Source organism: Paucisalibacillus globulus, from assembly GCF_900184735.1.
Lineage (GTDB): Bacteria > Bacillota > Bacilli > Bacillales > Amphibacillaceae > Ornithinibacillus > Ornithinibacillus globulus_B.
This window is the reverse complement of record NZ_LT855405.1, coordinates 115,985-140,972: the sequence shown is the minus strand read 5'-3', so window position 1 is coordinate 140,972 and position 24,988 is coordinate 115,985. Positions and strand designations below refer to the sequence as shown.

Genomic DNA, 24,988 nt, shown 5'->3' with positions numbered 1-24,988 from the left:
GTATAATATTTATAGATTTTTGAATTTATACTAAAGTAAAAAAGTAATCGTATTCACTCTATTTACTGATAAGGCAGGAGAAATATATGGACATAAGAAAACTTAGCAAAGAGGAAGTACCACCAATTGAATTATTGTTATTAGCAGATCCTTCAGAAGAGATGATTATGGGTTATCTTCAACGCGGAGATTGTTATGTTGGTGAATTGAATAATGAGATTGTTGGCGTCTATGTATTACTCCCAACAAGACCAGGAACGATGGAAATTGTGAATGTAGCCGTGGCAGATGACCACCGCGGTAAAGGGATTGGTAAAAAGCTAGTTTCTGATGCCATTCGCAAAGCAAGGTTGGGTGGATACAATGCCATCGAGATTGGTACAGGTAATTCTAGTATTAATCAACTAGCACTTTATCAGAAATGTGGCTTTAGAATTATTGGAATAGATACAGACTTCTTCATTCGAAATTACTCAGAAGAGATTATTGAATTTGGTATTCCATGTAGGGATATGATTCGATTGAAACTAGATTTGTAATTGATTAGAAGTTTTTCTTCTGCATTTTGGATAGAAACTGTGCGGTAACTAAGTATTATGGATAGCGCAACATACCCGCTACGGAAATACACTCCGCTTTTACTGCTAGCACAGGGGCGACATCTGCTCGAAAGAACCGTCGCAGTGTCTACCTTGCCGCGGGCGGCTGGTGAGCCTCCCGCATGTGTCTCCGTGTATTTCCTTCGCTAGTAAGAAGTAAATGAATAAAATTCATGGCAACTAATTATTATTAAACATAATTTAAACTCTAACTTTGATTAGAAAACTAAACTAGCGCAGGCAGAATACGGAGACTCCTCGAAAATAAAGAACAATTTTCTTCGTGCGATGATTACGCTGACGAAGCATTCCTTGTCCTACGGGAATTGCACGTGTCCGAAGACCCCGCAGAGGCGGTTTTTCCTCGAGGAGGCTGAGGCCGTGCCCGTGGAAAGCGGAGTATTCTGCCGGAGCGGTAGCATAAATCCTCACCTGATCTAATAAGAATTACCGCACAGTTTCTATTAATTGTATGTTGACTAAAAAAACAGCCTTCATCTAAGAGGAAATAATTTTAGTGAGGGGGAAGACAATTGCCAACTTGTCAAAATTGTAATCGTCAATGGACATGGAAACAAACAATGAGAACGATGTTTCGCCTAAAGTGCCCATATTGTGGAGTTAAGCAATATGAGTCTGCAGCATCTAGGAAAAAGACATGGGTGATATCAGCACTCCCAGCTGTTCTATTACCGTTGTATTGGTTTACGGACACTTCTATATTACCCGCAATCATCATACTCCTTGTGCTATATCTACTTGTATTCAGTTACTATCCATTTGTCATGAAACTTTCTAATGAACAAGAACCTTTTTGGTGAGTCGAAAGTAAGGGTGTGGATCCGTGTATTATTATATTGATGGAAATGTATTCGTAGTACTAGCAATGGTAATTTATGTAGCTCTTCGATTCATAGTTGCCATTAGAAAGAAACCCATACACATAAATTGGACGAGAGAGATTATTTATTTTCTCTTTGTGTTATATATGTCCATGGTAATATCCGTAACCTTATTTCCTTTACCTTTGGGGCAGTTTTATACCGTGGAAAGTATTTTTAGAAATGTAAATGTGATCCCATTCAAGTCGATAGTGATGGATATAAGTCAGATAGGTATTGCATATGGTGGGGATACACTTTTCATGATTGGCCTAATCGCCAGGAATGTACTTGGTAATATTTTATTATTACTGCCTTTTGGTTTTTTAGCTCCGATATTATGGGGGAAATTAAGGTCGCTCCGATATACTTTACTTGCCGGATTCATTATTTCTTTAGGAATAGAGTCCTTACAACTACTAGAATCCTCCTTGGGTACGGTAGGAAGGATTACTGACATTGATGACCTAATTTGTAATGTTATAGGTACTGCATTGGGATTTTATCTATATAAAGGGTTTATTTATCTGATTTGTAAACTAAATATAAAGATACTACAAAAGTTAGTAGCATAAAAAAAAGGATTAGGGTATTTGCGCCCTAATCCTTTTTATATTGTCTTTATAATGATTTGTCATCCACAGATTCAAGCCATTCTTCAATAGCTTGAACAGTTGATTCTACTGTGCCATCTTCAAATGGTGACTGAAGATTAGCTGCTTCTACTAAGCCTAGGAAGGATTTAGAACCTCCAAGTTTACATAGATTTAAATAATCATTCCATGCAGCTTCTCGATCTTCCCTAGAACGTTTCCAGAACTGGAATGCACAAATTTGTGCAAGTGTATAATCAATATAATAGAATGGTGATTCATAAATATGACCTTGACGTTGCCAGATGGCACCAGTTCCCCAATATGGCATATCACCATAATCACGATGTGGTAAATATTTCTCTTCTAATTGTTTCCATGCAGCTTTACGCTCTTCAGGAGACCATTCAGGATTTTCATAAACCAGATGCTGAAACTCGTCAACAGCTACGCCATATGGTAGGAATCGAAGTCCACTTGCTAAGTGAGAATACTTATATTTATCCGTATCCTCCTGGAAGAATAACTCCATCCATGGCCATGTTAAGAATTCCATACTCATGGAATGAATTTCTGCGGCTTCATGTGTTGGCCAAATATATTCTGGAATTCCAATACCACGGCTTTGATACACTTGGAAAGCATGACCAGCTTCATGGGTAAGCACGTCAATATCGTCTGAAGTACCATTGAAATTAGAGAAAATAAATGGAGACTGATAATCCTCGATAAAGGTGCAATATCCACCGGATTCTTTACCTTTTTTCGCTTCTAAATCCATCAAATTACGATCCAGCATGTAATGGAAGAATTCATTTGTTTCTGGTGAAAGTTCTTCATACATCTTCTTACCATTTTCAATAATCCACTCTGGTGAACCTTTTGGAGTTGCATTACCAGTTTTATATTCAATGCTTTCATCGTAAAACTTCAAGGAATCAATACCAATACGCTCCGCTTGTTTCTTATAAAGTTTCGATACTAATGGAACAATGGATTCCTGAACTTGTTTTCGGTAGTTAGCAACCATATCCGCATTATAATCAATTCGCATCATACGAATATAACCTAGTTCAACAAAATTCTTATATCCAAGTGTTGTTGCAATTTCATGACGTAATTTCACTAATTGATCGTAGATAGCATCAAACTTTTCTGCGTTTGCTTCAAAGAATCCAGAAGCAGCAGAAGCAGCTTTTTTACGAACATCACGGTCTTTATCCTGCATGAAAGGTCCAAGTTGTGCTAATGTATATGTTTCCCCATTAAACTCAACTTGAGCAGATGCAACCAATCTAGAGTACTCAGAAGTAAGCTTGTTCTCTTTTTGAAGTAATCCAATTACCTCTGGAGCAAATGCTTTAATGGAGTAATCTGCAATCTCAAATAGTTGTGTTCCCCATTTTTTCTCTAATTCAGAACGAAATGGGGTTTTGATTAATTCCTTATAAAAATCAGTATCTAGCTTTTGTACCTCAGGAGCAATCTCATCCATGTAATCACGTTCTTTTTGATAATACTCATCATTAGTATCAATGGAAGCACGAATATACACTAGGTTGAATAATGTTGAAAAATGAGCACGAAACGCATTAATCTGTTCAATTGCCTCATTTTGCTCATCCGCTGACGTAGCATTTTTAAAAGCATCAAGCAATACTGCAAATTTTTCTTTACTCTGTTCAAGATCAGGACGCTCGTATGTATAATTTTCAAATGTCTGCATGACTGTTCCCCCTAAATGAAAAATTCTTACTTTTCTAGTGTACACTATTTTTGGGAAAAATAAGATATTTTTAATTCACATTTTATCGACATTCTATGGCCTTCAGAATTCCCGGGCCCAAGGTTCTCAACTAAGGGTACAAGGTGTTTCACTCGGGCTCAAGGTTCTCAATTAAGGGTACAAGGTGTTTCACCCCGGGCTCAAGGTTCTCAATTAAGGACACAAGGTGCACGCCCATGGGCACAAGTAACCCATTCAAGGTCACAAGGTCCACTCCAATGGGTACAAGTATCCCATCCGCGGTCACAAGGTGCACGCCCATGGTCACAAGTATCCCATCCAAGGTCACAAGGTGTACTCCAATGGTCACAAGATTCCCATCCGCGGTCACAAGTATCCCATCCAAGGTCACAAGGTGTACTCCAATGGTCCCAAGATTCCCATCTGCGGTTACAAGATGCAGTCCCATGGTCACAAGTATCCCATCCGCGGTCACAAGGTGTACTCCAATGGTCCCAAGATTCCCATCCGCGGTCACAAGGTGCACCCCCAAGTTCACAAGCACACAATTAAATAAAAGAACCGACCTCCCCAAGGTCGGTTCTCTACACCATAAATCAAGCCGCCTTTACATCAGCTTTCCTCTCAGATCTTTCAATCACAACACTTGCTGCAGCATCTCCCATAATATTAACCGAAGTACGCATCATATCTAATATACGGTCAATTCCAGCAATCAAGGCAATTGCTTCAAGAGGTAAATTAACTGCTGCTAATGTCATGGTAAGCATTACCATTCCTGCGCCTGGTACGCCTGCTGCACCAATGGATGCTAAGGTTGCAACCAGGGCAACAATGATGAGTTGGCTAATGGACAGGGATTGGCCAAAGTATTGTGCGGTAAACATAACAGCTATTCCCTGATAGATTGCTGTTCCGTCCATGTTAATGGTTGCGCCTAATGGTAAAACAAAACTGGAAGTTTCTTTGGAGACACCAAGATTCTCTTGTGTGTTTTTCATGGTTACTGGTAGTGTTCCAGAACTACTACAGGTTGTGAATGCAACGGTTGCTGCGGGTAAGATACCTTTAAAGAAGTGCATTGGGCTCATTTTTCCGAGGGACTTTAGTGCAATGGAGTAAACGACTAGTACTTGAATTAGACAAGCAATTAGTACGGCTAGAATTAATTTCATTAATGGCATTAGTACGTCCAATCCATATTGACCGACTATCGGTGCTAGTAATCCGAAGATCCCAAGCGGGACAAGTGTCATGACGACAGATGTAATTTTATACATTATTTCAGCCAGTCCATCAAAGAAACGTTGGACAGGTGCTGCTTTTTCTCCTACCATCGTAATTCCAAGTCCAAGGAAAATAGCAAAAAAGATAATTTGTAGTACATTTGCCGTTGCGAGGGATTCAATAGGATTTGTAGGTACTATGTTGAGTAGGGTATCAACAACACTTTGTGTTTCACCTGATGGAATGTTTTCTTCATTCAACTGTACATCAACACCTGTGCCTGGTGAAAGTATGGATGCAACCGTTAATCCGATTGCAACAGCAAGGAAACTGGTAGCTAAGTAAAATATAATTGTTTTTCCACCGAGTCTTCCAAGTTTTTTAAGATCACCAGCACTGGTAACACCAACGACTATGGTTGCTAAAATTAAAGGTACAATAATAAACTTAATTAATCGTAGAAACAAATCTCCAAGTGGCTGAACAAACGTTGCGCGTTCTCCGAAAATTAAACCAACAATAATAGCTAATACAAAAGCGGCAAGTATTTGCCATAAAAAACTCTTTTTCATAGATAATTCTCCTTTCTTTTGGTATGATAAAAATAATTATGTCATAAAATCATAGTCACATCCTTTCTATAATAGGGATGGAAGCACTTTCTTAAAAAGTGTTTGTTAATTTGTATTCAAACAATTCAGAAATTATATTAGTATATCAAAAAAACTTTTGATATTTACTATAAATACATCATAAAAGTGAGGTGTAAGCATGTTAGTTCAAGCGGTTATAACAATAGCTGCCGTCTTAGCAGTAGTAGCTATTATCTTAGGATTTATTTTCTTGAAAGCTTCGGGTGGCAATGGTTATTTAGCATATTTCCCAAGTGCTATTCTATTCTTTGGCGGTATCATCGTTGTTTGCGCAGCTACTCCACAGAAGATCATGATTTGGGAAGCTGGACTAGGTGGATGGGGAATTGCATGCCTATTCGCTGCTGGTATCAGTTTCTTAGTGACTAGTATTAGTCATGCATATCAAGTCCATGATGATAAAGCAAAGGCATAAGCAAAAAATGATTTGGAACTTTTTCCACATAGTAAAAAAACATCGTACAGTTGTTACACTGTGCGATGTTTTTGTTTTAGCTTATTTTAAATACGTATTTCCATCACGCTGCTCGATTTTTCCTTCTTTCATCAGTTTCCCTAAAGCCCGTTTAAATGCGGCCTTACTTATATTAAATGTTCCGCGGATATCTTCAGGGTCGCTTTTATCACTAAAAGGTATCATCCCATCATGATCTTCTAAATGTTCTAATATCATATCCGAATCCTCAACCATACCGTGTTGCTTTAATGGACGAAGGGAAATATTTAATGTCCCGTCATATTTAACTTCTATAACTCGGCCTTGGACTAGCTCGCCTAAACGGGGCTCTGTTTTTCTTTCAGTATGGTGAATAAATCCGCGATAATTCTCATCTGAAATGATTGCAGTACCTTCCCTGCTCGTATGGTAAACGCGTCCGGAAACGGTTTGATTTAATAAAGAATCAGGAGCAAGTTCAATTTCTCGAGCAATGACGCCTTCAGTAGCAGGGATAGCAAGTAGTCTACCTTTGCGATCCTTGCCTAATGTTACATAAAGCATATCATTTTCTTTTGGCCAAACATCTTCAAATAATGGTAAATCATCTTTGGAAACTAAGAATTCTTTTGTAGTTCCAATGTCTACAAATGCTCCTAAGTGCGGAAGTACATTCACAACTGTTCCCCAACCATAGTGATCCATCATCGCATTAGGGAGTTTCATAGTAGCTGTTAAATTTCCTTTTTTATCTTGGTATAAAAACACGTCAACTTCCTGTTCAATCTCTAACTCACCATCAGCCTCATTATAATGAAGTAATGCTTCTGTTGTATCCTTTTTTAACACATATCCATTATCAATTTTACGATCAACTGACATCGATTGAATTGTACCTAATTCGTTCATACTTAACCCTCATTTCTTATGTATTGGAAAAGGGATACCCTAGTATTTAGGGTACCCCTTATATTTCTAAAGTAACACATCGTTTATATATATCCCGATATAATTCGGGTGGGAAATTCAAATTAATTTTATTTATCAAAAGTTGTTATCTCGGTAACGCTTCCCGAGTTCTTTCTAGAATTTCACTTTAACCGCGGTAAACTTTCCACCTTGATTAATATCATTCCGATCTCAGTGGTGAAAGGAAGTTACTGAAATTAATCCGATGTCTTCTAACTTAAGCAACGCAAGCCCAACCTTCTCTTACGTCCTTGCGACCCCTTAGTCGCGCCAGTGTGAATAAGCATCAACAAAAACATTGTAGACTGCCAGATTCGTATGTTACTTTAGGTAACTTTATGATTATCGCATGTGGAGATGATTTTGTCAAGATTATTAAGTATCCGCTTTCTTGAGTTATCGATACCAATAGTGTAAGTGTAAATTTGAAAAAATAAAACGAAATAAAAAAATAAAAAAAACTATTGTAAAGCGTTTACATTTGTTTTATACTTACACTAAATCGGTTTAGTAAACCGGTTTAGTAAATCGGTTTAGTGATAAACCGCGTAGGAGTAATAGAAGTTATGAAAACGGTGACAATCACAGATGTAGCAAGGCAGGCTGGGGTTTCCAAAAGTACCGTTTCCCAGTATTTAAATAAACGTTATGATTATATGGCTGATAAGACGAAAAAAAAGATAGAACAGGCAATTGATGAACTAGGTTATCATCCAAATTATATTGCTAGAAGTTTAAAGCAAAAGTCGACTACAACCATTGGGGTCATTACGGCGAACATACTACATGTATTTTCAACCCAAGTCATCCGTGCTATCGAGGATTTTTGCAATCAGCAAGATTTCCATGTCATTCTCTGTAATGCAGATGACGATCCTGAAAAAGAAAAAAAATACATTGATATGCTTCGAGCTAAACAAGTTGATGGAATTATTATTTTTCCAACAGGTAGTAACGTCCAGTCTTATCAACAAATGATTAAAGAGAATTTTCCAATCGTCTTTGTTGACCGTCATGTTCCGGGGATTAAGGCAAGTGCTATCTTATTAGATAATGTGAAAGCGGCTACACTTGCTGTGGATGAATTAGTAAGTAAGGGATATGACCGGATTGGGGTAATGATGCCGGAAAAAGCTGAAAGTATTACACCTCGGAAAGAGCGTATTGAAGGATATAAAAGTGCTTTACAAGAAAATGGGCTAACCTTTTATCCGGAATATATCAGGAGTGTAGAAGTTCAAGGGATGCAAGAGGGACTTAAAGAAATGTTGACATTACCTGAACCTCCTAACGCAATTATAGCAGGAAATGACTTGACTTTATATGAAGTACTTAAGTATACGAAACAACAAGGGATACGAATTCCAGAAGACTTGGCTCTAGTTGCAATAGATGATGTACCCTTTGCAAATATTTACTATCCAACCATTACATCGATCGCTCAACCAGCTTTTGAAATGGGAACGAAAGCAGCCAATCTTTTATTTGAGAAAATCAAAAACAAAACGAGTCCAAGTGAGGAGATATTTCGTTTTGAACCAAAACTAATTATTCGTACATCCAGTTAATCCTAGAATTTATATCTATAAAGATAGAAGGAGTTAGTGTTATGAAAACAATAATTAAAACGGTTTCAAATGAAATTTCCGAGGTGTTGGACCGGATAAAAGAAGAGGAAGTCGTTCAATTACATGATGTAATCACAACTTCCAATCGTGTATTTATCGCTGGTACAGGCCGTTCGGGGCTGATTGGAAAAGTATTCGGTATGCGATTAATGCACAATGGTTTTAATGTGTTTATTGTCGGTGAAACAACAACTCCAAGTATTCAGAACGGGGACACTTTACTACTTATTTCTGGTTCAGGAAATACAGCCACACTTGTCAACTTTGCAAAGAAGGCAAATGAAGTGGGAGCTAAGCTTGCTTTGGTCACAACTAATCCACAGTCAGCTATAGCAGAAATGAGTGATTGTGTAGTAACTATTCCGGCAGCGACTAAGAAACGTAACCCAGAGGAACCAAAAACTATCCAGCCACTTGGTAGCCAATTTGATCAGTCCGCTCATTTATTATTAGACGCATTAATCGTCTACAACATGAAAACTAGTGGAGAGAAAGATCATGAAGAACTAAAGAGTAGACATGCCAATTTGGAATAGATCAGAAAGAAGGATTGTAGATGAATGCACTAGATCAATTAAAGAAAAATCCAATAGTAGCAGTAATACGAAAAGCAGATGAAACGAATATTATCCCGATAATAAAAGCGTTATCTGAAGGTGGGGTGAAGGCTGTTGAGATTACCGCTGAAACACCAAGAGTAACCAACTTAATAGAGATGGCGGTGGGTGAATTTGAGGGAGACGTGTTAATCGGAGTTGGTACCGTCTTAGATCCTGAAACTGCACGAGCTACTATTATTGCGGGAGCGAAATTCATTGTTTCACCAACGGTCAATGTGGATACCATCCGTCTAACTAGTAGATACGGAGTATTAAATGTTTCGGGAGCACTTACTCCGACAGAAATCTTAACTGCTTATGAAAACGGCGCCCAGATGGTGAAAGTATTTCCAGCAAATGTATTTGGCCCTGATTATATTAAGAGTGTACATGGTCCACTACCACATATCCCATTAATGGTAACAGGCGGGATTACACTGGAGAACATGAATGAATATTTCACTAAAGGAGGTGTCGCAGTAGGTATAGGTAGTAATTTGGTTAATGTAAGTAAATTAAACAATGATGAAGATTATCAGCAATTGACCAATACAGCAAGACAATATGTAAACAAATATAGGGAATTAAACTAAATTAAGAAAACAATATTGGGGGATAACCAAATGACAAAGAAGTTGAAATTTCTATCATTAGCATTAGTATTTATAGCATTTACCTTATTAGCAGCATGTGGAAATGATGAAGGTAATAAATCTGGAAGTGAAGATGGGAAAATCAAGATTATCGCTGCACATAACCAAACTGACCAAGAAAATCCATATCAAGCAGGTTTATTAAAGTTTAAAGAAGTTGCTGAAGCGGAGTCTAACGGAAGCATTGAAGTAGAGGTTCATGCAGGTACAATTGGTACTGAAGAATCAGAGCTTGTTGAAAAGCTAAAACTTGGTGCTGCTGATGTCGTTCTTGTATCACCTGGTTTCATGTCTTCTACAGGAATTAAAGAAGTTGACCTATTTGCACTACCTTATTTGTTTGAAAGCTATGACCATTGGGAAACCGTTGTAGATGGAGAAGTTGGTCAAAAAATGGCTGACATGATCAATGAAGGATCTAATAACGACTTTAAATTACTTGGTTACTGGTCTGCTGGTGTTCGTCATTTCTACGGAAACAAGCCACTTGAATCAATGGATGACTTAAAAGGTTTAACAATTAGAACACAAACATCTGGTGTTGTTGCTGATTATTGGAAACAAGCAGGTGCTGTTCCAACTGACGTAGCATGGGGTGAATTGTATCAAGCACTACAACAAGACGTTGTTGCATCAGCTGAAAACGCTTACCCTTACTTTGTGCAACAAAATCACCATACAACGAAAAATGGTAAATATATTACAGAAACAGGTCATGACTATACAACTAGATTCCTACTTGTAAATGGTAAGAAGTTTGATTCTTTCACAAAAGAACAACAAGAAGTACTTCTAGCAGCAGCGGAAGCATCTGTTGAAGCGGAAAGAGAAGCAGTTTATAAGCAAGAGGAAGAATATAAACAAAAAGCACTTGATGAAGGTGCAGAAGTGAATGAAATTGACAGAGCTCCATTCATTGAGTTAGCAAAACCATTACAAGATCAAGCTGCTAAAGATATGGGTGCAGAAGATCTATTAAAACAGATTAGAGAAACAGAATAATCAGTTATGATTATTTGGCTAGTGAGTTGGGGCAAATCTGCCCCCTCTCTTTAGCTTTTATATAGGAGGATTACTATGAACCGCTTTGTTAAAGTACTTGAGAAAATACAAATTACGATAGGGATAGCATTTTTATCCATCTTCTTTCTAGTTATTTTGTACCAAATAATCACGAGGCATTTAGGCATCTCAGCTATTTGGACAGTAGAAATGGCTTCCAATTCATTTATTTGGGCAATGTTTATGGGGGCAGCCGTTATGGTGAACCGTAAAGAACACTTCAATTTTGATATCCTTCTGAAAAAACTTACAGGTAAAAAGAGATTTATGTTAAACATCTTTAATGATTTAGTCCTCATACTTTTCAATATTGCTATTTTTATTTATGGTATTCAAGTATGTCAACAGTTCTGGGATTACAATTGGACATCCCTTCCAGATCTAAAGATGGGCTATGTTTGGATTGCCATTCCCATAATGGGAGGAACCATGATTATTTATTCTGTTAACCATATTATCAACCATCTAAAAGCATGGAAAGGGGGACAAGCATAATGGGCTTTATTTTATTAGCATTATTCGTCATATTAATGCTTATCGGGATTCCGATTGCCTTTGTTATTGGAATTGTTGCGTTACTTGGTATCATGAATATTCCGTATGTACCAGAAGTAACCGTTCCGATGAAGATGTTAAATGGACTAGACTCCTTCGTACTACTAGCCGTGCCATTGTTTATATTGGCAGCTAATCTCATGAATTCTGGTAAAATTTCTACCAAACTAATTGAACTAGCCCTTGCGCTTGTTGGCCCTATTCGTGGTGGCTTAGCTCACGCAAACATTCTTGTTTCCATGCTTTTTGCTGGTGTATCCGGTGCATCCCAAGCAGACACTGCTGGTGTAGGTAAAATATTAATCCCAAGCATGAAGAAGAATGGTTATGATACGGAAACGGCAGTTGCTGTAACGGCAGCATCATCCACAATTGGTGTTGTTATACCACCGAGTATTCCAATGATTATCTTTGCAGGTATCGCGAATGCGTCTGTGGGTGCACTATTCCTAGGCGGAATTGTTCCTGGTATTCTAATAGGTTTAGGGATGATGCTTTTCATTTATATTATTTCATTAAAACGAAATTATCCAAAATCCAAGCGTACAGAGTTCAAGAAACTGATCAAGTTAATCCTTGAATCTGCTCCGGCACTATTTACCATTATCATCATTATTGGTGGGATCACTACCGGATTTTTCACTGCTACAGAAGCAGCAGCAATTGCTTCACTTTACACATTATTAATTAGCATGTTTTACTATAGAACATTAAAACTAAAAGACTTACCGAAAATACTATTTGATACGTTAGCACTTAGTTCGTTATCTCTATTCGCATTGGCAGCAGCTAGTGCACTTGGGGAATTAATGAGTTATTACCAATTAAGTACTATTGCTCAGAACTTCTTTGCTAACAATATTGGTTCAACAGCAGTATTCTTAATTATCATTATCGTATTCTTCCTATTTATTGGTACATTTATGGATGCAATACCTGCTATGATTCTATTCGTTCCGGTTATCTTACCGACTGCAACAGCGTTTGGTATCGATCCAGTTCACTTAGGATTAATCGTAGTTATTACTCTGGCAATTGGTCTAATTACACCACCATACGGCTTATGTTTATTACTAGCATCCAAGATTGGTGAAATGTCAATAGAGAGATCGTTTATAGCTGTTATTCCATATATTGCTATTATCCTAGTTGTCCTGTTATTTATCGCTTTCTTCCCGGACATCGCATTCTATATTCCAAAATTAATTAATCCAAGTCTATTTTAGATAGGAAATGTGATATAGATGACTCCAGTAGAAATGCTGGAGTCGTTTACTTAGTAGAGATGAAAGGAGATTTAAAATGGACAAATTAGAACGTTATAAAAGAGCAGCTGGTGAAAAGGCTGTGGATTTTATTGAAAATGGTATGATACTTGGCTTAGGGTCAGGGTCCACGGTTTATTGGATGATGAAAAGACTAGCGGAACTTGTGCAACAGGGAATGGATATAAAAGGGGTACCGTCATCAAAACGTACTGAGGGATGGGCGAAGGAATTCGGAATTCCATTAGTAGATTTTTCCCAAGTAGATAAGATTGATCTAGCTATTGACGGTGCAGATGAGATTGATCCTGAATTTCAACTTACCAAAGGCGGTGGGGGTTCTCTTGTTCGAGAAAAAATAGTCGATGCTTTAGCAGAAAAACTTATTATCATTGCAGATAAAACCAAAGTGGTAGAAACACTTGGCACATTTCCATTACCGGTGGAGGTTGTTCCGTTTGGGTATCAAGCTACTGCGAAACGTATTGAAAAATTAGGAGCAATTCCAACTCTAAGGATTAAAGATGGAGATGTTTTTGTATCCAACAACGGAAATTATATTCTGGATTGTCAATTTACGTCCATTAACAATCCAGAACAGCTCCATGAAAAAATCAAAGCCCTTGTTGGTGTTGTTGAAACGGGATTGTTTGTCAATATGGTTGATACTGTCATTATAGGCAATGAAAAAGGTACAGAAATCATAACTAAGAAATAGCTATAACACCTAAGAAGTATAATTGGGGGAAGAATAATGAATGATATCATTACGATCGGCGAGGCTATGATTGTTTTCGACCCATCAGCAACAGGGCCGATGAGATTTGTTAATAACTTCGAGAAAAAAGTTGGTGGAGCAGAGTTAAACTTTGCAATAGGTTGTACAAGACTTGGTCTGAATGCAGGTTGGATTAGTCGATTGGGAAACGATGAGTTTGGTAAACATATTCGCAATTTTGCTAGAGGTGAGGGAGTTGATGTATCACAGGTTGACTTCATTGATGGCTACCCGACCTCGTTAAACTTTAAAGAAATTATGGAAGATGGTTCTGTCCGAACGTTTTACTATCGAGACAAATCACCGACATTAACTATCAAACCAGATGACTTGGATGAGTCTTATTTTAAACATGCCAAGATATTGCATTTGACTGGAATATACCCAGCAATAGACCCTGTAAATAGACAAGTGTTTGAAAAGGCAATTAGTCTGGCTAAAAAGCACGGGGTAAAAATCTCATTGGATCCAAATATTCGCTTGAAGTTATGGAGCAAAGAAGAGGCGCGAAACTACTTATCTGAAATCCTGCCACAGGTTGATATATTGCTTGCAGGTGATGAAGAGATGGAAATCATCTGGGGCTTAAAAGACCCAGAAGCCATCATTAATAAAGCAAAGGAAATTGGTATTCCATATGTAGCCATTAAACAAGGGGAAAAAGGTTCGGTTGGCTATCATAATGGTGAAGTTGTCACAGTCGAAGCCTTCAAAGCAAGAAAAGTAGTTGACACGGTAGGTGCTGGAGACGGTTTTAATGCCGGTTTTATTTATGGATTAGTAAATGGCTGGTCTTTACGAAAATCACTTGAACTAGGTAATACGGTGGGTTCCATGGTTGTCAGTGTAAAAGGTGATAACGAAGGACTGCCTTACATGGACGATGTGAAAATTCGTTTAGGTGAAAAGGAAAATATAGAAAGATAATAGAGGTGTTTGTTCATGAATTTACAATTAGCTTTAGATCGACTAACGAGAGAAGAATGCTTTAGAATTATAGATGAAACAAGGGAATCTATTGATTGGATTGAAGTTGGAACTAGTGTTATTAAAGAATATGGAATGGCTATCGTACGTGAAATAAAAGAGAAATATCCTGAAAAAGTTATTGTTACTGACATGAAGACCATGGATGCTGGTGGTCATGAGGCCATCCAGGCTTTTAAAGCAGGTGCAGATATTACTACGGTAATGGCTTTAGCATCTGATTTAACGATTGTGGATTCCTTAAAAGTAGCTAAAGAATACGGTGGACGTATTATGGTAGACCTCCTTGAAGTGTCTAACAAGGAACGAGTAAAGGAACTGGAAGCACTTGGCGTAGACTTGGTAAGTATTCATATTGGAAAAGATAAACAACGAGAAGGAAAGTTTGATGTAAAATACTTCTCCCTTGTTGAAGATAGTAATGTTGAAGTAACCGTTGCTGGTGGAATTGATTTAAATACTATTTCAGATGTCGTAGAAAAAGGACCAGATACACTAATTATTGGAAGTGCAATTTCTAAGGCTGATCATCCAGCAGAAGTAGCAGCGGAAATGAAGAAAATAATGAATGATGCTGTAGGGAATAATTAAACCAAAAGTAAGCGGCTTTCCATATTTTGTAGAGAACAGGTAGTCTTGGAAGTGAGGATGAAAAATGAGATTCGGTACAATTGGAACAAGTTGGATAACATCATCATTTATTGATGCATCACGTAAAGCAACTGATTTTATACTCAAAGCAGTTTATTCCCGATCAGAAATGAAGGCAAAAGCATTTGCTGAAAAACATCAGGCAGCATTTATTTATACTGAACTAGAAGAAATGGCGAAGAGTGAAGAGATTGACTGCGTTTATATAGCTTCACCAAACTCCTTACATTTTGAACATGCTCTGTTATTTTTAAAAAATAAGAAGCATGTCATTTGTGAAAAGCCTATTTTTTCGAACATGGAAGAGCTAAAAGAGGCATTCCAAGTGGCAGAGGAAAACGGGGTCTATTTATTCGAAGCTATCCGCAATCTGCATTCACCAAATTTTAAAGCATTAAAGAATGTAATTGAAAAAATCGGACCAGTAAGGGCTGCTAATTTACACAGAAGCCGCTATTCGTCTAAGTATAATGAATACTTATCTGGTGGTAGACCAAATGTATTCTCTCCAGAGTTCTCAGGCGGAGCATTAACAGATTTGGGGATATATCCCTTATACATTTCCACAGGATTGTTTGGTAACCCTACACAAATCGATTATTCTGCGAATGTGTTGGACTCAGGAATTGATGGAAGTGGAACACTAACATTAGGATACGATGGTTTTATCTCGACAATCATGTGTTCGAAAATCTCCACTTCTTATATCCCATGTGAAATTCAAGGTGAAAAAGGCACTGTAGTATTTGAAGATGCTGGGACTATTAAAGACTTAAGATGGGTTGATAATGAAACAGGCCAAGTGACACTTATTGAGACCTATAATATGGATGATGATATGAAGTTTGAAATCAATAATTTTATGCGAATCATATCCAGTAATAATAAGGAAGAATATCAAGAATTAAAGGAACTAAGTTTACTAACACTTTCCATTACGGAAGAAGCAAGAAGACAGAATGGTATTATTTATGGTTGTGAGAGGTAGTATCACTGAAGCGAGTCTATTATAAGAGGCTCGTTTTTTCTATTATGAAAAAGTGTGAGTCACGGAAATGTGACTCACAATATATCAGAATATCAATTTATATCATACTCTTTCTTTTTATTATTTTCATAGAAAACTTCATGGATAAAAAATATAAACCAAATCCAAGAAGGGTTAATAGGAAAAATGGTTGAAAGGATATGCTAGATTCAACCAGTGGAACAACCCACTGATCTAAATTATTAAAAATAATTTCTGTTTTCATACCTGATATGGTAACTAAAGCATCAATAGCGAAAAGAAATACTACAAAGTAACAAATAAATATAATCATCGTCGGTAAAACAAAAGAGTTAAATAAGTAGTACAGTGGGACATAAATAGCTAGAGTAATTAATCCCAAATTTAGTAATGTAATCAGTTCTTTCCAACCAAATACAAAAACAGAATATGGTACAAAGTAATCAAAGAAATATCCGAGTAGGAATTGATACGTGATGGTACCTATCCAGAAAATGAATATGGATAAGTATCTACTAGATGCTAGTTTGCTTTTATCTATGGGTAAACTGACCATGAAGCGGTTTACAGATGAGTGATGCTCAGAGAAAAATACTCCAATGACCAATGAAAGTAGTACCAAAAATAAGCTTATTACATAGGGTGGCATGGATAAGATAAATCCGATTGGTATTAATATCGCTGCTGTTATAGCTATATTAATATAATTAATAAAATCCCTCTTTAAAAGGCTTTTCATGATTGCACCTCCTGATTAATTTCTTTCTTATAGGTTGTTTCTGAAAGGTTTTGTTGGTTTTAATTTCACATTTGATAGAAACTGGGCGGTAACTGTACTATTAACCCTCATATTTAAAAGGGGATAGTGGAACGATTACCGCTCCGGCAGAATACTCCGCTTTCCGCGGGCGGCTGGTGAGCCTCCTCATGCTATCGCACTGCGGGGTCTCACCTATGCCTATCCTCCCGCAGGAGTCTCCGTATTCTGCCTACGCTAGTGAATTCTTCTATTGAGAGGTGTCTGCTATTAGTTGATTATCTATATTAAATATTCGCAGTAATAAATTGACACACATGCTAGCGAAGGGAAAACACGAAGACTCCTGCGGGAATAGCACGTGTCCGAAGACCCCGCAGAGGTGAACTTTCCTCGAGGAGGCTGAGGCCGTGCCCGCGGAAAGCGTAGTGTTTTTCCGTAGCGGGTATGATGCTCTATCCAAAATGCTTATTTACCGCATAGTTTCTATCAATTGAGTAGTTTAGAAAACATCCTTCTTATAACTCAATCCGACTGATACAAAGTAAGATCCTGCTAGAAATAAACCAGAAATTATTAGTTGCATGACTACTGGCTGTATATTGATGACAGGTTGTATAATGGAAAACAATTTGTCATCAAACCTTATATATTCATTCGAAGTGATTAAAGTATAAGCATACACTAGAAAAACTTGAAAAATCATAAACACTGAAATCCCATGGTTGAAACTGCGAAAGAAATAAAAAATGGGTATGGATATGGCTAATAGAATAGTTAGGATTGTAAAGTTTAGCACGATACTGCTAAAAGTAAGGTAACTAAAGTTTCCTAGAAATGTTAACTGATGAAATGCAAGGTATTCGATAATCCCGATAAAAATAAACGAACTGATCAGAAAGAACATTAGATACAAATACCTAGCCAAGACAATTTTCCCCCGTTTAAATGGCATACTAACAAGAAATGTATTAACCCGATTGTGACTATCGAAATAAAATAACAATACCGGAAAACCGATCATCAAAGCCATAAAGATAGTGATATTGTTTACATGAAAAATATAGGTTACTAGAATAAATAAGAAGAATAATAACAAATAGAGTCTTGTTATAGTGAAATCTTTTCTTAGTAATTGCAGCATCTTACTCTTCCTTTCTAGTCATGAGAAACATAATATCCTCCAAAGTAGCTTTCTCAATCACTACTTCATCTCCAAATGTTTCAAATATGGTTGGATTACCTTCATATAAACCTTGAAACCCCACTTCAGTAATCTGTAACCCAATAAATAAATCTTTTGTATCCTCATCTATCATGTTCTTTGCACCTTTTATAACATGAAAGCTCTCCCTAATGTCATCCATGCTTTTCTGAAAAAGTATCTTTCCTTGATAAATAAACACGATATAATCAGCAATACGGTCTAAATCATTTGTTATGTGTGTAGATAGGAAGATTGTTTGATTTTCATTAACCATTAACTCCTGTAATATATCTAGCAGCTCTCTACGGAAAATGGGATCCAGACCAGATGTTGGTTCATCCATTACGATAAATTCTGGTTCATGGCTTAATGCAAACAGAAGGGAGGTTTTCATTTTCATTCCTTTGGAAAACTTTTTGATTTTCTTTCGTAAAGGGAGCCCAAATTTCACTAGATACTTTTGAAATAAGTCTTCGTTCCAGGTTTCATAGATTGGTGCTATAAAAGACTTCATGTGTTGGATTGTAAAATCCTCATACATGAATAGTTCATCATATACAAATCCTATTCTTTGTTTAATTTTATGGTCTTTGTGTGAGTTACCGAAAACAGTAATACTCCCTTTGTCAATTTGTAAAATATCCATTAACATTTGAATCGTTGAAGTCTTTCCACTCCCATTTGGTCCAATAAATCCTGTAATAAAACCTCTAGGTATAGTAAATGTTAAATCCTCAATGGGAAAATCTTTTCGGAGCTTAGTAACTTTTTGGAATTCTACTGTATTCATCCATTTTCCTCCTCATAATAAATCAACATCATTTCAGTCAAATCTTCCTTGGTTAGTCCCAAGTGTCTTCCAGCTTTCACTATCTTTTCCAATTCATTCTCTAATTCACGAATCTGCCATTCTCTCAATACATGTGGTTGTTGGCCAGCGACAAAAGTACCTTTTCCAACTGCTGATACTAAGTACCCTTCCTTTTCCAGCTCCTCATATGCTCGTTTAGTAGTGATGACACTTACCTTTAATTCCTTTGCAAGAACCCTCATAGAAGGAAGAGCATCCCCTTCATTAAGTTCGCCCGAAAATATATGCTGCTTAATTTGTTCTTTTATTTGTAGAAAGAGTGGATCTTTGTTGTTGGTGGAAATTGTTATATTCACATTGACACCTCCTGGTGAAAATAATTGTGTATAGTTTATATATACAATATATACATTATGTACAATGTTGTGTCAAGGATAAATATAAAAAACATTTCTTCGCCAAAGTTCTACAAAAAATTTCCTGGGAAATATCTAGTGCAAAAGAAGGGGAGGGGAAGCAATTGGTTCTAACGGAAAATTATACTGTGGAAGTTTAAAATAAATAAAAACTGCACCTAGTATAGTAGAATCTATCCTAGCGTGCAGCTTATTTCTTTATAGAAGAGGTCAAGTCTAAAAGTAATAAGTGGTATAAAAATGAGAGGTATATAATAGTTCTCTGCACCTATACAATAAGGGTATAGTTAAACAAAATGATCATTTCACTATTGAAAATATATACGGTGATTTTTGGAAAATATCCAGTCTTAAGCAACGCCAAAAAATATTCCTACCTAATAAACTCCATATGATATCCCACGTTTCATTAAGTTACATTCTTTTGTATAGATAATCTTAATGACGTCCAAAACCTATTAGCCAAATATGTATTGATTAAAATGCTATAATTTAAAATAATCATTTTCTGAATATTGACATTATATATTATTTCCTATACTATAATGAGTACTATGATAAAAGAAAACAAACAACAAAAAGTGTATCGAATTGTAAAAGGTAGAATTATAGAGCGGGAATATGTACCAGGACAGAGAATTGTTATTGATCAAATTGCAAAGGAGTTAGAGACAAGTTCTATCCCAGTCCGGGAAGCGCTGCGTCAATTGGAAGCAGAGAGGTTAGTGGTCTACAAACGAAATGTTGGCCCAGTTGTTGCTGAAGTAAATGAATCCGATTATTTGGACACGGTACATGTCTTGGCATTACTGGAAGGATATGCTGCATCATTAGCTGCAGAAAACTTTCCAGAGGAGAAATTAAATGAGTTAATCGAACTTAATCAATTAATGGAGGAGGCACTAGAAGAGTTTGATATTATCCTGTTCAGTAGATTAAATGCAACATTCCACCGAATTATATGTGAGGAATCAGGAAATAACTTTTTATTGGAATCCATTCAGAATGCTTGGAATCGAATTGATTCTATACGAGGAACAGGATCAACCTTATACTCGAAACGGGTAAAGGAATCAATTGAAGAGCATAAGGAAATTATTGCATTATTGCAATCAGGAGCAACAAAAGAAATCGAAAGAGTAGCACGTGCTCATAAAATAAGGACAGCGGAGAACTTTGAAAAGAGACGAAAGAATTTAATCCAAACCAATACAATTACTTCATAAGAAGAGAACTGGAATTTTTATCTAGTTCTTTTTTTATTGGGAGGGTCTGTTTCGAAAACTTGTTTAGGTTGATTATTTTGGATTTTGAGCACATGGTTATATTAATTGGTCACATGAATTATTCTAATGGTCTTAAGCTTGTGAAAAACGGTCTTATGGCTAATTATGTAGGGACTATGCTATGAAAGTTTGGGTAGATGGTTATTCCAAATGGGTACATAGCAAGGGCATCTAACAGATTAATTCCGGGTGCGAACCAAGCATATATTCCTGTTGACATGACATATGAAATCATATATGATTTAATTGTTCAGAAAATTTATAGTTATTCAATTTATTAGAATCTAGAGTTGGAGGTAATCAAATGGCTTTTGAAGAAGCAAAAGAAAGATTCCGAGGCTCGATAGCACCTGTGATAACACCATTTCATGAGGACGAGCGAATTGATTTTGATAAGTTTAAGGAATTAATCAATTGGCAAATTGAAAGTGGCAGTCATGGTATATCCGTTACAGGAACTTCAGGAGAACCAAGCTCCATGTCAATTGAGGAACGAATTCAAGTAATGGAAGTCGCATGTAAAACAGTAAAAGGAAGGGTTCCATTCATCCCAGGAACCGGATCAACTAACCACCAAGAAACACTCCGCATGACCAAGGCTGCACAAGAAATGGGAGCAGATGGTGCCATGGTCATTGTCCCATACTACAATAAACCTAACCAACACGCTTTATACAAACACTTCAAGGCAATTGCAGATTCAGTAGATATTCCAATCATTCTATACAATATTCCAGGTCGAACAGCGATAAATTTGGAAGCGGTTACAATTGCTAGATTAGCAGAGGATTGTCCAAATATTATCGGAGTCAAAGAATCGAATAAAGATTTCGAACATGTTAATAAGGTATTACTTCATTGTGGCCGTGATTTCAATCTATACTCAGGCATTGAGGTACTCTGTTATCCTATGTTAGCCATTGGAGGAGCAGGACATATTAGTGCGACGGCAAACGTTGCTCCGCGAGAAGTAGCAGAAGTATATAATCGCTGGGCGAAAGGGGATGTGCAGGGTGCTCAAGACTTGCATTATGAATTAATGCCATTAAACGATGTGCTTTTCCGTGATACGAACCCAGCACCAGCAAAGGCTGCTCTTGGAATGATGGGTAAGATTAAACCGATCTTAAGAAAGCCTTTAGATGTTCCATCGTCAGAGATTCAAGCTGAGATACGAGAAGTATTACTAGATTATCAATTAATAACAGAAGATATAAGTCTATAGGAGGGACAGAATTTGGCTGAGAAGATTGAGGATGTAAAACTCTACATAAATGGAGAATTTGTAGATGCAGATGATGGGAGCACCTTTGAAAATGTTAATCCTTTTACCAATGAGGTTATAAACGTTGTTGCAAAAGGTGATTGTGCTGATATTGAACAGGCAGTAAATGCAGCTAATAAAGCTTTTCATAATGGACCATGGGGTTCGATGAAACTGAAAGAACGTATGAAATATATAGAAAGAATAGCAGATTTAATTGAAGAAGAGGCAGAAACCATTGCCCATCTAGAATCACTAGATTCTGGTCTACCAATCAGCCAAACTCGTAAAATGGCAGCGCGTGGGGCGGAGAATTTCCGTTTCTATTCACGAATGGTTCAAGCGAGAATGCATGGGGATGCCTATCAGGTTGATGCAGAATTTATCAATTACACAGTCTATCAGCCGCTTGGAGTTGTTGGGCTAATTACTCCATGGAATGCTCCATTTATGTTATTAACATGGAAGGTTGCACCCGCTCTAGCAACTGGAAATACAGTTGTGCTAAAGCCTGCGGAATTGTCTCCATTATCGGCCAATATTTTAGCGAATGTTATTCAGAAAGCAGAATTGCCTAAAGGGGTATTTAATGTTGTTCACGGTTTTGGAGAAACAGCGGGGGAATCGCTTGTTAAACATCCAACTGTAAAAGCTATTTCATTTACTGGAGAAACAACGACAGGGAAACGGATTATTAAAAATAGTGCAGACTCCTTAAAGAAAACTTCCATGGAATTAGGGGGTAAGTCGCCACTAATTGTTTTTGAAGATGCAGATTTTGAAAAAGCTCTGGATGCTGCTGTCTGGGGGATATTCTCTTTTAACGGGGAACGTTGTACTGCAAATTCAAGAGTGTTTGTCCACAAGAATATAAAGGAAAGGTTTTCTACTGCATTAAAAGAACGTGTTCAAAATATTGTGGTAGGAGATCCAAAAAATAATGCGACTGAGATTGGTCCATTAATTGATAAAGGACATTTTAACAAGGTTAAAGGATATATTGAGCTTGCAAAAGAAGAAGGCTGTGAGGTATTTCAAGGAACTGTTCCAGAAGAATTTTCTTCGGGCAATTATGTTCCACCAACATTATTATTGAATGCAAAAAACGAAATGAGAGTTTGTCAGGAAGAGATTTTTGGTCCCGTGATGGCAGTCATCGAATTTGAAACAGAAGAGGAAGTAGTTCAGTTAGCAAACGATGTGGAATACGGTCTTGCGGGCTATGTTTGGACGAATGATATAAAGCGGGCTCACCGTGTAGCTCAAGCAGTGGATTCGGGTATGATTTGGGTGAATTCTCAGAATGTACGCGACTTACGAATTCCATTTGGGGGAATGAAAGCTAGTGGCATTGGACGTGAAGGTGGACATTTTGCCATCTTTGAATTCTATACGGAACCAAAAGCAATTCATGTCGCAATCGGCGACCATCCTATACCAAAATTCGGAAGAGGAAAATAAGGAGGGACTTTAACATGCCAGCGAAAACAGGAAGAGATTATATTGATGGATTAAAAAAAGCAAATAACAATATCTATATTCATGGAGAAAGAGTAGATGATGTGACCGAACATCCTGCTTTTAAAAATGTCATTAAATCAATGGCAAACTTATATGATTTACAGTATGAAAAACCTGAGAAAATGCTTTATACTTCTCCGACTTCGGGACATAAGGTAGGGATGACTTTCTTGCAGCCACGTTCTGTTGATGACTTGATCAAGAGACGGGAAGCTATGCAGGAGTGGGCTAGAACTTCTGGTGGGATGATGGGACGTTCACCAGACTACTTAAATGCAGAAGTGATGGCAATGGGTGTGAACAATAGCTTATTTGCAGAAGGGGATCCTCGTTTTGCAGAGAATGCTCGTAATTATTATGAATATGCTCGTGAAAATGATATCAGTTTAACCCATACATTAATTCATCCACAAGTAAACCGTGCCAAAATGCAGCACCAACAAAAAGATGCGAATGTTGCCCTTCATTTAGTGGAAGAGCGTCCAGACGGAATTATTGTTGATGGGATTCGATTGTTAGCGACGCAAGGTGGAATTACCGATGAAATTCTTGTATTCCCATCAACGGTTAAAAAAGCAGGAGAACTTGACGACCCATACTCGCTTGCTTTTGCTATTCCAAATAACACACCAGGCTTGAAATTTATTAGCCGTGAGTCCTTTGATTATGGGAAAAATGAATGGGATCATCCACTTGGTTCACGTTTTGAAGAAGGAGATGCCATTGTTTCGTTTGAAAATGTGTTTGTACCATGGGAGCGCGTATTTGTATGTGGGAACTCCTCTGTATGTAACCGTACATTTAAGGAAACAAATGCAGTGGTTCACATGGCCCACCAAGTTCTTGCCAAAAACATTGTAAAGACGGAATTTGTTTTAGGGGTAGCGCTTAGCATGATGGATGCAATTGGTATTGATGGTTTCCAGCATGTACAGGATAAGGGTTCTGAAATTATGCTGACACTAGAAACAATGAAATCCCACTTATATCGTGCAGAGCATAATGCAAAGCTAGATAACTCTGGAACAATGACCCCTGACTTTGCAGCTCTAGATGCAGCACGTAACTGGTATCCAAGAGTCTACCCTAGGTTAACGGAAATTGTCCGTATTTTAGGAGCATCTGGGTTAATGGGCATACCAACGGAAGCAGACTTTAATCATGCTGAAATTGGACCAATTATCCATCGCGGCTTACAAGGGAAAAATCTAGAAGGATATGAGCGTGTCCAATTATTCCGTTTAGCATGGGATATGACATTAAGTGCATTTGGAAGTCGTCAAACACATTATGAGTACTACTTCTTTGGGGACCCCATACGGATGGGAATGACGTATTTTGATGGGTATGATAAAGAACCGTTTAAGCAATATGTGCAGGATTTCTTGAAAAAATCTAATGGCGTAAAAGCCCCTAATTAAGGAGGGGAACTTA

25 protein-coding genes are annotated in these 24,988 nt (G+C 37.3%); 18 read left to right on the top strand and 7 right to left on the bottom strand.

All coding sequences use genetic code 11. From position 1 onward, the window contains the following. Positions 1-86 precede the first annotated feature (86 nt). The 3 genes from BN999_RS18765 to BN999_RS18755 all read left to right on the top strand — a co-directional run bounded on the left by BN999_RS18765 (position 87) and on the right by BN999_RS18755 (position 2,055). Entirely contained in the window at positions 87-539 is a 453-nt protein-coding gene (locus BN999_RS18765) for a GNAT family N-acetyltransferase (RefSeq protein ID WP_096274037.1), read from the top strand. A gap of 593 nt (positions 540-1,132) precedes the next feature. Next, positions 1,133-1,420 (top strand): TIGR04104 family putative zinc finger protein, encoded by a 288-nt coding sequence (locus tag BN999_RS18760; protein ID WP_096274035.1) that lies wholly within the window; start codon positions 1,133-1,135, stop codon positions 1,418-1,420. Between the two features lie 65 nt (positions 1,421-1,485). Further along, positions 1,486-2,055: a VanZ family protein gene (locus tag BN999_RS18755; RefSeq protein WP_096274425.1), complete on the top strand. Its 570-nt coding sequence runs from the start codon at positions 1,486-1,488 to the stop codon at positions 2,053-2,055. Between the two features lie 46 nt (positions 2,056-2,101). On the opposite strand, the gene BN999_RS18750 is transcribed toward BN999_RS18755, so the two are convergent. Both BN999_RS18750 and BN999_RS18740 read right to left on the bottom strand, forming a co-directional pair. Beyond that, positions 2,102-3,799, bottom strand: coding sequence for a M3 family oligoendopeptidase (locus tag BN999_RS18750; RefSeq protein WP_096274033.1), 1,698 nt, complete (start codon positions 3,797-3,799; stop codon positions 2,102-2,104). Between the two features lie 617 nt (positions 3,800-4,416). Next, positions 4,417-5,619, bottom strand: coding sequence for a dicarboxylate/amino acid:cation symporter (locus tag BN999_RS18740; RefSeq protein WP_096274029.1), 1,203 nt, complete (start codon positions 5,617-5,619; stop codon positions 4,417-4,419). Between the two features lie 199 nt (positions 5,620-5,818). On the opposite strand from BN999_RS18740, the gene BN999_RS18735 reads away from it, so the two are divergent. Further along, positions 5,819-6,115: a hypothetical protein gene (locus BN999_RS18735; protein ID WP_096274027.1), complete on the top strand. Its 297-nt coding sequence runs from the start codon at positions 5,819-5,821 to the stop codon at positions 6,113-6,115. Positions 6,116-6,196: 81 nt separating this feature from the next. Here BN999_RS18735 and BN999_RS18730 read toward each other — a convergent pair whose 3' ends face one another. Next, complete coding sequence (locus BN999_RS18730) at positions 6,197-7,045, bottom strand: CvfB family protein (RefSeq protein WP_096274025.1); 849 nt, start codon at positions 7,043-7,045, stop codon at positions 6,197-6,199. Between the two features lie 626 nt (positions 7,046-7,671). On the opposite strand from BN999_RS18730, the gene BN999_RS18725 reads away from it, so the two are divergent. From BN999_RS18725 to BN999_RS18680, 10 genes are all read left to right on the top strand, one after another. After that, complete coding sequence (locus BN999_RS18725; RefSeq protein ID WP_096274024.1) at positions 7,672-8,673, top strand: LacI family DNA-binding transcriptional regulator; 1,002 nt, start codon at positions 7,672-7,674, stop codon at positions 8,671-8,673. Positions 8,674-8,714: 41 nt separating this feature from the next. After that, positions 8,715-9,269: a 6-phospho-3-hexuloisomerase gene (gene hxlB / locus BN999_RS18720; RefSeq protein WP_096274022.1), complete on the top strand. Its 555-nt coding sequence runs from the start codon at positions 8,715-8,717 to the stop codon at positions 9,267-9,269. A gap of 20 nt (positions 9,270-9,289) precedes the next feature. Further along, positions 9,290-9,925 carry a bifunctional 4-hydroxy-2-oxoglutarate aldolase/2-dehydro-3-deoxy-phosphogluconate aldolase gene (locus BN999_RS18715; RefSeq protein WP_096274020.1) on the top strand — a complete coding sequence of 212 codons (636 nt, stop codon included), beginning with the start codon at positions 9,290-9,292 and terminating at the stop codon, positions 9,923-9,925. Positions 9,926-9,955: 30 nt separating this feature from the next. Further along, on the top strand, positions 9,956-10,987 hold the full coding sequence (locus BN999_RS18710; RefSeq protein WP_096274018.1) for a TRAP transporter substrate-binding protein: 1,032 nt from the start codon (positions 9,956-9,958) through the stop codon (positions 10,985-10,987). 75 nt (positions 10,988-11,062) lie between these two features. Further along, entirely contained in the window at positions 11,063-11,542 is a 480-nt protein-coding gene (locus tag BN999_RS18705; protein WP_096274016.1) for a TRAP transporter small permease, read from the top strand. After that, a complete protein-coding gene (locus BN999_RS18700) occupies positions 11,542-12,828 on the top strand; it encodes a TRAP transporter large permease (RefSeq protein WP_096274014.1) in 1,287 nt (428 codons plus the stop codon). The genes BN999_RS18705 and BN999_RS18700 overlap by 1 nt, the downstream gene beginning before the upstream one ends. A 76-nt stretch (positions 12,829-12,904) precedes the next feature. Next, positions 12,905-13,585 carry a ribose-5-phosphate isomerase RpiA gene (gene rpiA, locus BN999_RS18695; RefSeq protein WP_096274012.1) on the top strand — a complete coding sequence of 227 codons (681 nt, stop codon included), beginning with the start codon at positions 12,905-12,907 and terminating at the stop codon, positions 13,583-13,585. Between the two features lie 36 nt (positions 13,586-13,621). Further along, a complete protein-coding gene (locus tag BN999_RS18690) occupies positions 13,622-14,572 on the top strand; it encodes a sugar kinase (protein ID WP_096274010.1) in 951 nt (316 codons plus the stop codon). 15 nt (positions 14,573-14,587) lie between these two features. Then, a complete protein-coding gene (gene hxlA, locus BN999_RS18685) occupies positions 14,588-15,223 on the top strand; it encodes a 3-hexulose-6-phosphate synthase (protein WP_096274008.1) in 636 nt (211 codons plus the stop codon). Between the two features lie 64 nt (positions 15,224-15,287). Continuing rightward, complete coding sequence (locus BN999_RS18680; RefSeq protein ID WP_096274006.1) at positions 15,288-16,271, top strand: Gfo/Idh/MocA family protein; 984 nt, start codon at positions 15,288-15,290, stop codon at positions 16,269-16,271. A gap of 97 nt (positions 16,272-16,368) precedes the next feature. Here the strand turns inward: BN999_RS18680 and BN999_RS18675 are convergent, their stop codons facing one another. The 4 genes from BN999_RS18675 to BN999_RS18660 all read right to left on the bottom strand — a co-directional run bounded on the left by BN999_RS18675 (position 16,369) and on the right by BN999_RS18660 (position 19,423). Further along, complete coding sequence (locus tag BN999_RS18675) at positions 16,369-17,031, bottom strand: ABC-2 transporter permease (RefSeq protein WP_096274004.1); 663 nt, start codon at positions 17,029-17,031, stop codon at positions 16,369-16,371. A 520-nt stretch (positions 17,032-17,551) separates the two neighbouring features. After that, positions 17,552-18,193 (bottom strand): ABC-2 transporter permease, encoded by a 642-nt coding sequence (locus BN999_RS18670; RefSeq protein WP_096274002.1) that lies wholly within the window; start codon positions 18,191-18,193, stop codon positions 17,552-17,554. Between the two features lies 1 nt (position 18,194). Beyond that, the gene (locus tag BN999_RS18665) at positions 18,195-19,046 is read right to left on the bottom strand and encodes an ABC transporter ATP-binding protein (RefSeq protein WP_096274000.1); all 852 of its coding nucleotides are present in this window, start codon (positions 19,044-19,046) and stop codon (positions 18,195-18,197) included. Further along, a complete protein-coding gene (locus BN999_RS18660) occupies positions 19,043-19,423 on the bottom strand; it encodes a GntR family transcriptional regulator (protein WP_096273999.1) in 381 nt (126 codons plus the stop codon). The genes BN999_RS18665 and BN999_RS18660 overlap by 4 nt, the downstream gene beginning before the upstream one ends. 605 nt (positions 19,424-20,028) lie before the next feature. On the opposite strand from BN999_RS18660, the gene BN999_RS18655 reads away from it, so the two are divergent. The 4 genes from BN999_RS18655 to hpaB all read left to right on the top strand — a co-directional run bounded on the left by BN999_RS18655 (position 20,029) and on the right by hpaB (position 24,975). Next, entirely contained in the window at positions 20,029-20,709 is a 681-nt protein-coding gene (locus tag BN999_RS18655; protein WP_255247529.1) for a GntR family transcriptional regulator, read from the top strand. A 364-nt stretch (positions 20,710-21,073) separates the two neighbouring features. Continuing rightward, positions 21,074-21,994, top strand: a complete 921-nt coding sequence (gene hpaI / locus BN999_RS18650) for a 2,4-dihydroxyhept-2-ene-1,7-dioic acid aldolase (protein WP_096273995.1) — start codon at positions 21,074-21,076, stop codon at positions 21,992-21,994. Positions 21,995-22,006: 12 nt separating this feature from the next. Beyond that, complete coding sequence (gene hpaE, locus BN999_RS18645) at positions 22,007-23,494, top strand: 5-carboxymethyl-2-hydroxymuconate semialdehyde dehydrogenase (protein ID WP_096273993.1); 1,488 nt, start codon at positions 22,007-22,009, stop codon at positions 23,492-23,494. Between the two features lie 14 nt (positions 23,495-23,508). Beyond that, complete coding sequence (gene hpaB / locus BN999_RS18640) at positions 23,509-24,975, top strand: 4-hydroxyphenylacetate 3-monooxygenase, oxygenase component (RefSeq protein WP_096273991.1); 1,467 nt, start codon at positions 23,509-23,511, stop codon at positions 24,973-24,975. Positions 24,976-24,988: the final 13 nt, after the last annotated feature.